Origin of the sequence: Bradyrhizobium sp. cir1, assembly GCF_014198245.1 — a bacterium.
In the GTDB taxonomy this organism is placed as follows: Bacteria; Pseudomonadota; Alphaproteobacteria; order Rhizobiales; family Xanthobacteraceae; genus Bradyrhizobium.
The window spans coordinates 1-12,561 of the sequence record NZ_JACIHE010000022.1 but is presented as its reverse complement, the minus strand read 5'-3'; the positions used below and the strand labels follow the sequence as shown (position 1 = coordinate 12,561).

The 12,561-nt window shown below is 60.3% G+C and carries 11 protein-coding genes and 8 pseudogenes; 13 read left to right on the top strand and 6 right to left on the bottom strand.

The window, feature by feature from the left end:
- Positions 1-236: 236 nt before the first annotated feature.
- The 4 genes and pseudogenes from GGD63_RS31770 to GGD63_RS40355 all read left to right on the top strand — a co-directional run.
- Positions 237-444 (top strand): annotated as a pseudogene (locus GGD63_RS31770) (transposase); the annotation flags it as partial.
- A gap of 193 nt (positions 445-637) precedes the next feature.
- Positions 638-892: pseudogene (locus GGD63_RS31765) on the top strand (IS110 family transposase); the annotation flags it as partial.
- A gap of 85 nt (positions 893-977) precedes the next feature.
- A complete protein-coding gene (locus tag GGD63_RS31760; protein ID WP_312013452.1) occupies positions 978-1,685 on the top strand; it encodes a PDDEXK nuclease domain-containing protein in 708 nt (235 codons plus the stop codon).
- A 25-nt stretch (positions 1,686-1,710) separates the two neighbouring features.
- Positions 1,711-1,989 carry a hypothetical protein gene (locus GGD63_RS40355; protein ID WP_246785739.1) on the top strand — a complete coding sequence of 93 codons (279 nt, stop codon included), beginning with the start codon at positions 1,711-1,713 and terminating at the stop codon, positions 1,987-1,989.
- A gap of 238 nt (positions 1,990-2,227) precedes the next feature.
- Here the strand turns inward: GGD63_RS40355 and GGD63_RS31755 are convergent, their stop codons facing one another.
- Positions 2,228-2,719: a hypothetical protein gene (locus tag GGD63_RS31755; protein WP_183247911.1), complete on the bottom strand. Its 492-nt coding sequence runs from the start codon at positions 2,717-2,719 to the stop codon at positions 2,228-2,230.
- Between the two features lie 408 nt (positions 2,720-3,127).
- Here GGD63_RS31755 and GGD63_RS31750 point away from each other — a divergent pair.
- The 6 genes and pseudogenes from GGD63_RS31750 to GGD63_RS41030 form a co-directional block, all read left to right on the top strand.
- Positions 3,128-3,505 (top strand): annotated as a pseudogene (locus GGD63_RS31750) (helix-turn-helix domain-containing protein); the annotation flags it as partial.
- A gap of 169 nt (positions 3,506-3,674) precedes the next feature.
- Positions 3,675-3,800, top strand: a complete 126-nt coding sequence (locus GGD63_RS40655; RefSeq protein ID WP_283809572.1) for a hypothetical protein — start codon at positions 3,675-3,677, stop codon at positions 3,798-3,800.
- A complete protein-coding gene (locus GGD63_RS31745) occupies positions 3,794-4,897 on the top strand; it encodes a phosphoribosyltransferase domain-containing protein (protein WP_183247909.1) in 1,104 nt (367 codons plus the stop codon). The genes GGD63_RS40655 and GGD63_RS31745 overlap by 7 nt, the downstream gene beginning before the upstream one ends.
- Positions 4,894-5,643 carry a hypothetical protein gene (locus GGD63_RS31740; protein WP_183247907.1) on the top strand — a complete coding sequence of 250 codons (750 nt, stop codon included), beginning with the start codon at positions 4,894-4,896 and terminating at the stop codon, positions 5,641-5,643. Before GGD63_RS31745 ends, GGD63_RS31740 begins: the two co-directional genes overlap by 4 nt.
- The gene (locus tag GGD63_RS31735) at positions 5,633-6,727 is read left to right on the top strand and encodes a cysteine protease StiP domain-containing protein (protein ID WP_183247905.1); all 1,095 of its coding nucleotides are present in this window, start codon (positions 5,633-5,635) and stop codon (positions 6,725-6,727) included. Before GGD63_RS31740 ends, GGD63_RS31735 begins: the two co-directional genes overlap by 11 nt.
- Before the next feature lie 27 nt (positions 6,728-6,754).
- Positions 6,755-6,973 (top strand): annotated as a pseudogene (locus GGD63_RS41030) (HpcH/HpaI aldolase/citrate lyase family protein); the annotation flags it as partial.
- On the opposite strand, the pseudogene GGD63_RS31725 reads toward GGD63_RS41030, so the two are convergent.
- Positions 6,949-7,191, bottom strand: a pseudogene (locus GGD63_RS31725) (IS256 family transposase); the annotation flags it as partial. The pseudogenes GGD63_RS41030 and GGD63_RS31725 overlap by 25 nt on opposite strands.
- Positions 7,192-7,650: 459 nt before the next feature.
- Between GGD63_RS31725 and GGD63_RS40350 the strand changes: the two are divergent.
- Entirely contained in the window at positions 7,651-7,833 is a 183-nt protein-coding gene (locus tag GGD63_RS40350) for a hypothetical protein (protein ID WP_312013451.1), read from the top strand.
- Positions 7,834-8,173: 340 nt separating this feature from the next.
- Here the strand turns inward: GGD63_RS40350 and GGD63_RS31715 are convergent, their stop codons facing one another.
- Entirely contained in the window at positions 8,174-8,413 is a 240-nt protein-coding gene (locus GGD63_RS31715) for a cold-shock protein (protein ID WP_183248047.1), read from the bottom strand.
- A 675-nt stretch (positions 8,414-9,088) separates the two neighbouring features.
- Here GGD63_RS31715 and GGD63_RS31710 point away from each other — a divergent pair.
- Positions 9,089-10,228, top strand: a complete 1,140-nt coding sequence (locus tag GGD63_RS31710; RefSeq protein ID WP_183247901.1) for an alanine racemase — start codon at positions 9,089-9,091, stop codon at positions 10,226-10,228.
- Between the two features lie 88 nt (positions 10,229-10,316).
- Positions 10,317-10,935, top strand: a pseudogene (locus tag GGD63_RS31705) (transposase); the annotation flags it as partial.
- Here GGD63_RS31705 and GGD63_RS31700 read toward each other — a convergent pair.
- The 3 genes and pseudogenes from GGD63_RS31700 to GGD63_RS31695 form a co-directional block, all read right to left on the bottom strand.
- Positions 10,907-11,307 (bottom strand): annotated as a pseudogene (locus GGD63_RS31700) (hypothetical protein). The pseudogenes GGD63_RS31705 and GGD63_RS31700 overlap by 29 nt on opposite strands.
- A 27-nt stretch (positions 11,308-11,334) precedes the next feature.
- A pseudogene (locus GGD63_RS40860) lies at positions 11,335-11,535 on the bottom strand (DNA primase); the annotation flags it as partial.
- On the bottom strand, positions 11,528-12,561 hold a 1,034-nt coding region (locus GGD63_RS31695; RefSeq protein ID WP_246785737.1), incomplete at its 5' end, for a thioesterase domain-containing protein. The gene GGD63_RS31695 and the pseudogene GGD63_RS40860, both read right to left, overlap by 8 nt.

The window sequence follows — 12,561 nt, the reverse complement described above, 5'->3', positions numbered from 1 at the left end:
TTTATGACGGAGTTGTCTAATCGCTGCTGAAAGGTCAAGCATATAATCTTGTTGAAGTGCTTGCCGGGTGCACGGTTGTCTTCGCGGTCGACAGTAGCCGCCGCATGATGGAGCTTCGCGGGACGAGCCCTTCAATGTGGACGACGCACTTTGCTGAGTCAGCGGTGCAACCCCATCAGCGGCATGGCTCGGCTCACGTCCCGGCAAGGGACACCTCAAGCGTTCAGCTTCAGAACGCTCAATCCGGAGAAGTCGATTACGGCCATATATCCCGACGGCGACCGTCATTTGCGAGGGCTTCTGTACGAAGCAGCGACGGTCATTCTCACGCGCAGCTCAAGCGAAAGCACGTTGCGCACGTGGGGTTTGCAGCTCCGGGAAAGAATCGGCTTCAAACGAGACTGGACCGCTGTCGGTATGGTTCTATCATTCCCTGCGCGCTGAAGGATTGCCGGGGATCTGCATCGTGAGGAGCCGGACAACTTTAAGAAATCACGATCTGTTGGTGCGTGGATCGGCCTGACGACGCGCCGCTATCAGAGCTGCCGTGGCTGTGGCGAGCAAGCTGGCAGTGATAATGCATACAATGCTTAAGACTGGCGAGCTGTTCAATCCGACAGCCGGAGCCATCGCATGAATCCGAGTGTTCAGCAAGCGGATCAGCCGAGGAAAGCTGCTGGATTTCTTCGGGGCGCAGCCGAGTTGCACGGTGGCGCTGGAGGCATGTGGTGGAGCACATCACTGGGCTCGTCAGCTGACCCAGCTTGGCCATGAAGTTCGGCTGATCCCGCCCGCCTACGTAAAACCGTTCGTGAAGCCGCAAAACATGCGGTTCGTGGCCATGAAGAGCGAAGAGCAGCAGGCGGCGGGTCTGCTGTTCCGAACCCGTGATCGGACGCAACCGGCTCGCGCGCGAGATCGAATCTGAGGAGATCGTCGAGCTTATCTGAGCGGAGGCGTGGCCGGATGGCGGATTTGTGCAACAGGTTGTTGCACTTTTGCCTTGGGGCCATAACGTCCGCCTGCTTGATGCAGTCAAGGCGCCCGAGGAGCGCGCTTGGTACGCCCGCCAAGCGATTGAACACGGATGGAGCCGCAACGTCCTCATCCATCAGATCGATAGCAACCTGTTCGCGCGCCAGGGCAGCGCGCTCACAAATTTCTCGCGGACCCTGCCAGCCAAGCAATCGGAGCTGGCCCAGCAGATCCTGAAAGACCCCTACACTTTCGACTTTCTATCGCTGGGTCCCGAGATGCTCGAGCGCGATCTCGAACGTGGGCTGATCGAGCACCTCCGGTTGCTCATCCTCGAACTCGGTAAGGGCTTCGCCTCCGTCGGCAGCCAGTATCATCTCGAGGTCGCCGGCCAGGACTACTATCTTGATCTGCTCTTTTATCATCTCCGGTTACGCTGCTTCGTGGTGATCGAATTGAAGATCGAAGACTTCAAGCCCGAATTCGCAGGGAAGATGAACTTTTATCTCTCGGCCGTTGACGACCAACTCCAGCACCGGGACGATCAGCCGACGATCGGCATCATTCTCTGTAAGGACCGCAATGAGGTGAAGGTCGAATATGCTCTGCGACGCGAGCAAGCCGATGGGTGTAGCGAAATATCAGCTCTCACCTGCTCTGCCGCCCCAGCTTCAGCAAGACCTACCTACTGTAGAGGAGTTCGCTCGTGAATTTCCGCTCACGTCTGTCGTCAAGATGCGCATAGAGATCGAGAGGGCGCTGCGCGACTTCATGGGCAACCACAGCTTTGCTCCGCCGACCGGCCTCAGCAACATGCTGCGCGAACTGCATCGTCGCAGCCTCGCCCCCGCCAGCGCCGCGCAGCTTCTGGACGCACTGAGAGTCATGAACGAGGCCGCGCCCGGTCTGGATGTCGACCCGACGGCCGCGGAGCAAGCCGTCGATGTCGGCACAGTATTTCTGGAGGAACTTCGAAACCTGGGTGGACTTGACCCCGGTGATGGGGAAACATGATGATTCAGGACCTTTTCCTTCATCGTTACCGAGCGCGCGAAACGCCCGGCCGAAGCGGAGACAGGAGAGAAGGCCCCCGCTGAGGGGTAGTGATAGCGACGCTGGAATGCAATGAAAGCGAGCTCGCTGCACGAGTGCCTCCGGCGAGGGAGACCTTACGGGCTCTCTGCCCAATTCGTCGAGCTCCATTGCACTCGCTATCGGCAAGTCGCATAAACCACAGCAGGTTCGTTCCGTGTCAGCCGGTCTTGAAGCGCCATGCATCCATAATGTTAGTGCCTTCCATGTCCTCAAACCTCACAGGTTTGCCGGCATCGACGAGCGCCTTGGCCTTGTTCATGGCTTCGACGGTCGGCGGCCAATAACCCACGGCGGACACAATTCGGGGCACGCGAACGCGCATCACCAGGGAGTTCCGCTGCTTCTTGATGATGTCCGCCAGCGCCGTCTCGGAGTTCACAGGTTCAAGCGTGAGCGGTCCCTTAATCTCGTCGAACGTTGCGGCGATATGGGCATCTCTTAGGAGGCCATGTTTCACGACACCCGGGGACGACGCCATCCAGCCTGTTACGGTGACCGCACCAACCCCGATCCACGTCGCATTCTGGCTCCTTGGGGCAAGGCAAAACAGGTGCTCACCAATCGTATCCGGAATTCTCCCGGAAACCCATAGCTGCCAGACCCAGTTCAAAATCTCTGTTACAGGCGGCTCGTCCTTCGAGTCCAGCACCGCTGTAATGAACCGTTTATCGTGAGCCCAGCCATCCGGACCACAAGGGAGCATGCTGAGGTTAAATTGAGAGACGAGAAGATAGACTACCGCCTTTAGCGCAGCGTTGATCTCTTGGCCGAGACGATCAGCGCTGAGTCCCTCGAATACGAGTGTCTTGATCCGCCACCAGGGAATCTGATCATGCGGGGCGGACTACGATGGCAAAACGGCTCGGCGCGACAAACTCATATGATCCGCACAGAAGAAGACGAGCCATTCATTCCCAGAGGCGGGCACAATCTTTCCAGTCACCTACCAATCCTATCAATTGATCAAGCAGACAGACACATGGCATTCATCCGCGCTGCGTGAAGACCGTCAAGAGCGTTGACGTCGGCTTTTGGTCGAGAGTCGAGCACGTCCTCCATGCGGGCGACGTATTCGCCATCGACATGGGGGATACACCACATGTCCCTGGCGGCCGATGGAGGCTGCCGCGACAAGGAGATTGCCAGGACCGTGAGTGTCAGCCTCTCCACCGTTTATCGGACCAAGCGCCGCTTCGTGGAAGGCAATCTGGAGCGGGCCTTGAGCGAGGAGCCGCGTCCGGGCGCAGAGCGCAAGCTGACCGGAAAGGAGGAGGCCCTGCCGTTGGCGACGGCATGCGCCAAGCCGCCCGCCGGCCGCAAACGTTGGACGCTGACGCTGCTGGCCGACACAATCATCAAGCTCACCGATCATGACAGCCTGTCGGGCGAGACCGTGCGTCGCCGGCTGGGCGAGAACAGACCCGCACCGGCGAGGCACACCTTTCTATCTCTATTGAAGCGTTCACTGCGCAAATTCTCTGGCGGCACACTCATTGCTAGTTAGGTCCCAGATCCCTGCCGGGGAGAACGCGCATAGTAGCAAACCCTGCAATCGCCGTTGTGGGGATCGCGAGCTATCGCTCAAGCACCGTGGAGCGTACTTGATGCTCAGCTTCCTCGATTCGTTTGGCATTGAGCCGCAGATGGCGCACGAAGCGCGGCTGCTTGGCCGCGCAGACGCGGTCCGCCAAGCCCGCGACATGATCGCTCGCGTCACTTGCGAATGTTGACCGCCGCCGACAAGACCCAGTCGATCCAGTTGGCTACGGGCCGGCTCGATATCGCCGTGGACAAGGCGGCCTGGCCGCTGGACAGCCTTTGCGCGTTTGCGGCGCGCGAAAATCCGCGGCGGGGGTTCCTGGTCGTATCCCGCGTCCTAGGGCGCTATTTGCCCGCCACGCCGCAGATGATGCGGCAGAGCGCCCGCGATCTCGCGGCGCGGCTTCCTGACGATCTGCCGGGGCCGGTGCTCGTCGTCGGCCTGGCCGAGACCGCCGTGTGCCTTGCCCAGACGGTGCACGAGGAATTTCGCCTCGCAACGGGCCGGGTCGACATCCACTTCCTGCATTCGACGCGACAGCAACTGGATCATCCGTTGCTGTGCCGCTTCGAAGAACCGCACAGCCATGCCTCCGCACATCTGATCTACAGGCCGGCGCTTCCGGAGCCGCGCTCACTGGTATTGGTCGACGACGAGATCTCGACAGGAACGACCCTTTGCAACCTCGCCCAGGCGCTCGCCACTGCCTGGCCGCGGATCGAAGCGATGGCGGTAGCGACGCTGACCGACTGGTCGACCGGCAAGGCGTGGCAAGCACGCATGCCGCGTCCCACGTGCATCGCGGCGCTGCTGCGCGGACGCATGGAGTGGACGCAGGAGACGACGACGGTGCTCAACAGCTCGTTCGATACCGCTGCCGCTTCACTCGGGCGCATGGCGACGCATCGCAATTTCGGTCGGCTGGGACTCGACCGGCCCATCGTGTGCGAACCAGATACCGCTGTGCCCGAGATCCTCGGCCCACTGCGGATCATCGGAACCGGCGAGTTCACCTATCCCCCCTTCCTGCTGGCGGAACGCCTCGTAGAAGAAGGGCATGATGTCGTCGTGCAGGCGACCAGCCGAAGCCCCGCACTCCGCGGTGCCGCGATGGCGACCAAGCTCCGCTTTGCCGACAATTATGGAACGGGCGTGCCCAATTACCTCTACAATGCGGACCGGGCCGATGGACGCGCGAACTGGATCGCGCATGAGACCGGCGCGGCGACAATCGACCCCGGGCTGATTGCCGCTCTCCGTGCCGAACTGATCGGCTGGACGGCATGACGCGTGCCATCGCCCTGGTCGATCTGGACGACACGCTGTTCCAGACGCTGCGCAAATGCCCGCCCGATTTGCCGGCCGACCGGTTGACGCCGCTGGGCTTCGCGCGCGACGGATCGCCGCTGAGCTATGCGACCCCGCGGCAGATGCAGTTCCTGGAATGGCTGGCCGATACGACGCATTTCGTCCCCGTCACCGCCCGCAGCCTGGACGCATTGCGGCGGGCGCGCATTCCATTCCGCGCAGCGGTGTGCGCGCATGGCGGCGTCGTGCTGGATGACAGCGGTCAGGTCGACATGGACTGGGCTGCGACGATCGCCGACCGCGCCGCGCCCTTCGCGTCGCAGCTTGCTGGCCTGGCGGAGGCGATCAGGCGCAGGGCGCGCGACCGCGGCATCGCGGTCAACGCCCGTGTGCTGGTCGAGGACGCGCTGCCGCTCTACACCGTGGCCAAGCATGAAGATGCAAATGCCGCGGCACTTTTTGCGGTGGTCGACGCTGCCGTGCCGTCCTTGCCCAAGGGCTGGACGGACCACCGCAACGGCAACAACGTGGCGCTGACGCCACCCTATCTCGGCAAGGCCCATGCGGTGGCATATATCCTACCGGGCCTCCGCGCACGCTTCCCTGATGCGCCGGTGATCGGCATCGGCGACAGCCGCACCGATGCGCCCTTCATGGGCCTTTGCGATTTCGCCATGATGCCCACCCGTTCGCAGCTGGCCGGCGGCATGTTCCATGCGGACTGAGGTCTCGCCCCCGTTCTCGGGCAGCTACGACCCAGCCGACGTCACCTTCCTGCTCAAGCCAGTGGTAATGGCCCCGACTTCCGTCGCCGAAAAGGAAGCGGCGATCCAGTCCGGCCGCCACCACTATTCGGAGATGATCGCGCCGGAGAGGGTGCCGGACGACAGCTATCTATCCCTCTATCACGCCGCGCTTGCGCGGAACAGTGCCCGCCTGGCGCAGGATGTCGCCACCCTCGCTGCGCAGCTCGCCGCACGCAGGCCGGGGCGCGAGCTGGTAATCGTCTCGCTGGCGCGTGCGGGGACGCCGATCGGCGTCTTGCTCGCGCGGACCTTGCGGGCGCACGGACATCGCGCAGCCCATTATTCAATCAGCATTATCCGCGATCGGGGTGTCGACCGCGCCGCGCTCGCGCATATCGCCGGCCGGCACGATCCGCGCGACGCGGTGTTTGTCGATGGCTGGACCGGCAAGGGCGCGATTGCCGGCGAACTTCGCGCGGCCCTGGCCAAGGCGCCATTCGGCTTCACACCGGACTTAGCCGTGATTGCTGACCCTGCAGGACAGGCAGACATCGCCGCGACGGCGGATGATTATCTGATCGCCTCGGGCTTGCTGAACGGCATCGTTTCGGGCCTGGTCAGTCGCTCGATCCTCAACGCCGCGTTGGTGGGGCCGGGCGATTTCCACGCCTGTGTCACCTACCCGCAATATGCCGGTGCTGATCTCTCACGTGCCTTCGTGGACACGATCGCGCCGTTGGCCGCTGCGGCGATACCGCAACCAGTAGACGGGCACGACGCCCGCCGAGCAGCGCTGAAACAGGAATGCGAGGCGATGATGCAGCAGTTGCTGGCGGAAAGCGGAACGCGTGACCGCAACCGGATCAAGCCCGGCATAGCCGAAGCGACGCGCGCCCTGCTGCGGCGGGTGCCGGAACGGCTGCTGGTTCGCGATTTCGAGGACGCCGATGTGGGGCACTTGCTCCATCTCGCCGCCGCGCATGCCATTCCGGTCGACACGCTGGGCGGGGAATCGCAGTATCGCGCGGTCGCAATTATTCGTAGCCTGGGCGACGACGCATGAGCCGGGTTTCCGCCCTCCCTTGGCGCCTCCTTGTGTATGCCCTGCACCCGCGAGGATCTGGCCGATGCGTTGCTCGGCGCCAAGCGCGTACCTGGTCTCCGGTCCGCCGTGCTGTGTCTTGAGGATGTCGTGCTCGAACGGGACCTGCCGGTCGCACTCACCCGGCTTTCGGCATTCCTTCGTTCCGAGCTATCGCCAAATTTTGGTGACGGCCAGGCCCGTCAGGCGGCGGCGGTTGTGGGCTGACGGTCAGTCGGTTTGGGGATGATCTCGATCCCATCGTTGAATGTCACACCGATAACGAGTTTTGGCAACTGGTTGTGGCCATCGAGACGACGCCAGCTTTTCTGCGCGGCCTCAAGCAGTTTGAAGACCATCGCGAGCGCCGTCCTGTTGGACAGGCAACCCTTCGATCGGATCGTGCGGTGGCGCACGGTAGCGAAGGTGCTTTCAATGGGATTGGTAACCGGTATGAGATGTCTTGGTGCCAACGTTCCGCTGCGGTGTTCTACATCGTGGCGTATGGTGCGACCATCGCGACAAAGGCACCGGGAGCACGAAGTGCGGGCAGGCCGATGCACACGATGAGCCGAGAGCTCGAGTTAGTAGCTGGCCGCCGCCGCGAGCGCAAATCCGTAGTTGTCGTGTCGCCCGCAGCTCCCGTCATGTGTCTGGCAGAGGAGAGGCGAATGCGACGGTTAATTGGCATTGATGTCCACCGAATCTTCGGGGAGGTGGTTTTTGGAGAACGGCAGGCTTCGACATGCGGGTCGCATTGATATGACGCGGACTGCGCTGGAGGGATTTGGCAAGACCCTGCTGGCCGTTGATGAGGTGGTGCTCGAAGCAACCGGCAACAGCATGGCAGTCTCGCGAGTGCTGACGCCATTCGTGCGCGGGTCATTATCGCCAATCCGTTGCAGGTGAAGGCGATCGCCCAGGCTCACGTCAAGACCGATAACATCGATGCTGGCACGCTCGCCAGTCTGCAGGCGGCGGGATACCTACCGCAGATCTGGACGCCTGACGCGGAGACCGAACGCAAGCGCAGGCTGGTGGCGCGCCACTACCAAGTCGTGCGGCACCGTACGCGTCCGGTAACTTAATCTCGGCGACGGTCCTCGCTTGGCATTCGGGCTCTCGCCGTGGTCGACGGCCTGGAGCGGAAAAGAACGTTCCGCGCATCGAGCGCTGACCATCGATACTGCCTGAATTGGGACGCGCCTTGCGCAGCCAAGACCCGCGGTGTCTTAAGAATAGCATTCGGCTTGGCAGCTGTCTCGCGGCAGGAGCAAGCGTGGGCCAACCTAACCGAGGCGACCGCACGTTTGGATTCAGCCCGCTCGACTTTGGCCGCCCCTCGAGCGCCAACTGGATATCTTCCAAATGTCTTAAAAGCACGAGATTCGGACTAGCTCGAAGACAGCCAGGACCTCGAGCTCCGCCTCATCCTAGGCGGAGATTTTCTGCGGCTTGTTTGCCGCTGCGGTTCGTCACCAGCTCGTAGCTGACCTTCGCGCCTTCAACAAGCGAGGTATAGCCGGCCTTCTCTACCGCAGAGATGTGCACGAAAACATCTTTGCCACTGTCATCTGGCGCGATGAATCCATAGCCTTTCGTCGGGTTGAACCACTTAACAGTCCCTAACGTCACGTCATTTGCTCCAAAAAGAAAAAACAATTTCATATCTAAATCAATCAACGATCCAGTCGCAAGTCTCCACGCGAATAGTAGCTTGAAGGGATCCGTTGTCTCGCGCGGTCGCAGGTCATGGACAGAGGAAATAAAATGCCCGACGGGATGGTCGTACAAGCATTGAAATGGGCCGACATTCAAGAACGACGACGCGAAGGTCACATTTTCTTCGGAAACCACGTGCTAACTGTCGCCTGGTTGTCGCGTCGCGGCCGGATGTACGCCGTGGCATCACGGGAGCCCCGGCCTTCATGCCGCGTTTTTCGTTTTTGGCGCGAGAAGCACGCCGATTCAAGAGCCTCTTGTGCAGCCGCTTTGAGTAGGATCATGACGCGTCGTAGACTGCGACAATTCTGCTTGGAGCATCGTGGGACACTCCAATTCTACAGCCATTGCGGAACCTGCTGGATCTGCTCGCGAAATTTCACAGAGATTAAGGCCGTGCACGATCCGGATGCGTCGGCCCTGCGATCTTTGTCTGGTTTTTCACAGCCGTGTACAAAAGCTGTAAGATCTAAGACATCGCGCGCCGTGGGGCATGGCGAACTGTTTCAAAGCGTAACCAGGCGGTTTAATGCGCGAGGAACGCTGGCATGGTCATTGCTCTCGCAGCAGGGAACAACGGCGTCGGCTACTCCGCGTCTGCCGCCATAGGAATGGTCCAATATGAGCTTGGTGAGGTCATTGGAAAGTGCGGAAGTTGACGCCTTCTATACGCTCAATGAGAGGCGTCTTGCATCCGTCACGCGCGAATTTGCTGAGCATTTCTCGGGACGCGTGCTGTATGCGGTGAAGGCAAATCCGTTGCCCAAAATTCTTCACGCGGTCTCTCGCGCCGGAGTGGCCGGGTTCGACGTGGCGTCGCTGGCCGAAGCCCACCTTGTCCATTCCACTATTCCAGGGGCCCGTTCATGGTTCATGAATCCCGTAAAATCTCGTCGCGATATCGAACGGACGTTCCGCGATCTGGGAGTTCGCGACTATGTCATTGATTGCGAAGCCGAGCTACGGAAACTCCTCGAAGCCTTGCCGTTGCATGATCCGGAAATACGAATCTACGTCCGGTTCAAGTGTAGCGCGACGTGCGCCATCATAGACTTAAACGGCAAGTTTGGTGCCTCGCCCGCCGAAGCGAGCCGTCTGCTGGATCTCGTCAACGCGCAATCGCGCTGGACCACAGGGTTGTCCTTTCACCCAGGTTCCCAAACGATCGTTGTCGATCCCTATCTGCATGGCATTCGCGCGGCCGTCGACATTATGGAAGCTGTTTCTCCGACCCCCACAGCGCTCGATATTGGTGGCGGCTTTCCCGGCCATTATCTGAACTTCCCCTATCACTCTCCCTTGCGCATGCTCTCCGAGATCACGAAACTGGTGCGCGGAACGGATGCACTAAAGCGTGTTGAACTGTTGTGTGAGCCCGGACGAGCACTAGTTCACGATAGCATCTCTTTGTTTTGCCGCGTGATCTTAAGAAAAGGCGAGGCGCTCTACTGCGGCGCGGGCATCTACAGCGGGCTCTCACCTGCCCGACAATGTTTTCTGCTCCCCGCCCGCGCTTGGCGTGGGGGACAGCCGATCCAGACTGAGGAGTGGCAAGACTTCATCATCTTTGGCCCAACTTGCGACAGCATGGACAGGCTTGGATTCTCGTATTCACTGCCACGCGATTTGAGCGAAGGCGATTGGATTGAATTCCAGAATGTGGGCGCCTATACGGATATGGCGCGATTCAACGGGTTTTCGGTTGATAAGATCGTGGCTGTAGGGCAGGATGAACTTACCATGTTGCCCGCCGCCATTTAGTAGTTGTTCATGAACATACTAGGGTCTGTACCTGATTAGCATCACGTGATTCTCTGGCCTGTGTGGTTGATTCGGGGCGAGAGAATGCGTGAGGGTCTGTTCTTGGCTGAATGACAAGCAATGGGCGCGCATCGAACCTCATCTACTGACGGGGTTGGAGCGGGACGACGATCGGCGCATCATCAGCGGCATCGTTCACACGCTGCAATCGAGGACGCGATTGTCCGCGTGAATATGGCCCTACACGACCGTCTACAATCGCTTCAATCGTTGGGCGAGCGCAGACGATGGTGCGTCGCTCGACTCGACCTCGATCAAAGCTCATCGTTGTGCTTCCGGCGGAAACGGAGGGAGCACAATTAGGGGATCGGCCCGCTCGCGCAGTGGTGCACGACAAGAATCCATGCACTGAGCGATCCACGCTGCCGGCCGGTCGTCCTTCATCTGCCCCCGAGCCAGGATGCCGATATCACTGCTGCACCCGATGTTCTGGCCCTCGCCCCACCCATGCGCGCACTCATCGCCGACAAGGGCTATGATGGGGACGGCTTTCGCGCCGAGATCGTTAGTCGCGGCGCCAAACCCGTAATCCCAACAGTTCTATCCGCATCGTCATCCATCGCTTCAACAAACGGGCCTACAAAGGCCGAAATATCATCGAGCCCAGCTTCTGCAGGCTCAAGGTCTTCCGACGCGTCGCCATCCGCACACGCGTTGTTTTGCTGGTTCGTCTAAGGTCATCCCGGTGAAGCTAATCAAGGCCGTGATGCTAACGGCAACAGCCCGACGACCGCGAAATCCGTCTGCCACGCGGGTGAAGACATCGCCATCTGGGCAATTCCGTGCATGGCGCTGTAACCGGCGGCCGTAGCGGGCGCGACATAGAGGAGGTTGATCAGGAGCCGAAGCCAAGTCCATGGCACGAAGGCGAGCGCGAGTTGGCCAATGCCAATGGTTGCACCGCCCGCCACGAGCCCTGCTGCGATTCCGCCGAGCGCGCCGGCGCCGGTGTGGAAGGCCCAGGCGCCGATCGTCAGGCCAACGAAGAAGGGCAGTGCGAAAACGGCGAGCGTGAACAGCAGCCCGCAGAAAAAGCCGATGCCTTGCCCGGCGGCGCCAGGACCGGATTCCGGTCCGCTGAGCCGGACGAACATCGAGCGGCCGGGCGTATTGCGGGCGTCGCCCACTGTCCAGTAGCGGCCCTGGCGCGGCCCGTTCGACAGGTAATGGCGGCACACCGCCTCGGCGTCGCGCGCGAGAACCTTCGAACCCTCAGCTTTCGGAGAAAGTTCTCTCGGTCTATTCAACAGTGCCGATCAAGGCTGTTGAAATGGCTCGAGCCAGAACTCGGCGGTTTTCTGGATTGCTCACCATTGTCGCGTGGTCGCCTGGAATCGGTACGGCACGAATAGCCCCAGCATTCACGACCCGGTCCCACCCCTGGTTTGGCAAGCCGCTACTGGGTTGTTTGTCAGGTGGTACCCAACGAGTGATGAGAGGCTCACTCGCATAGAACTGATGTATTTCAATCGCGAGCGGCGGAACGCGATACGCTTGTAGCGCGCGGTGAAATGTCGCGGCCCTTTGATACATCGAAACGTCACTGTGAAGATCGTGATCTGGAGCTAACGCTCCTATTTGCTGCGCCTTTTCGAACAACTCAGAGATGGAACATTGTTCGGTGTCGCGTTCCAAAACCTCGTGATACTCATCGCGCAAGATTCCACAACGATCCAAGACAAATTCTCGTGCCAAATTCTTCAGTGATCCCTTTGAAGAAGCCGCAGCTAGACTAACATCGATGAACGCCATGAATGATACAACTTCATCAACACTCAGTAACTGCTCGGCAATTGCATAAGCCAGGATTGCACCTGATGAGTATCCAGCAAAGCGGTATGGGCCACATGGCTGGATCTGTTTAATTGCAAGAATCACCTTTGCGGCTATTGCCTCAATAGTCGGTGGACGAACGTCATCGAAAGGGGGCCATGGCAGAGCGTAGACCGAGCAGTCTGCATCCATTTCCGCTGCCAAACCGAGGACATACGAACAATCCCCAAAACCTGTCGGGACAAAGAACAGAGGTGGCTGCGATCCGGTCGGTCGAACGGGAATCACCGCCGTGTTACTGGGCTGCACCTGCAAACGAATCTTCGATGCAAGCTCCTTCAGAACTGGGGCTCGGAAGAGGTCGATAGCGCTAAAACTCAGCCCAAGCTTTAATGCGCGACTGAGCATCTGCACGGCCAAGAGCGAGTGGCCGCCCAGTTCGAAGAAGTGGTCGTTGCGCCCGATGCGCTCGACACCCAGGAGCTCGGCCCAGATCCGCG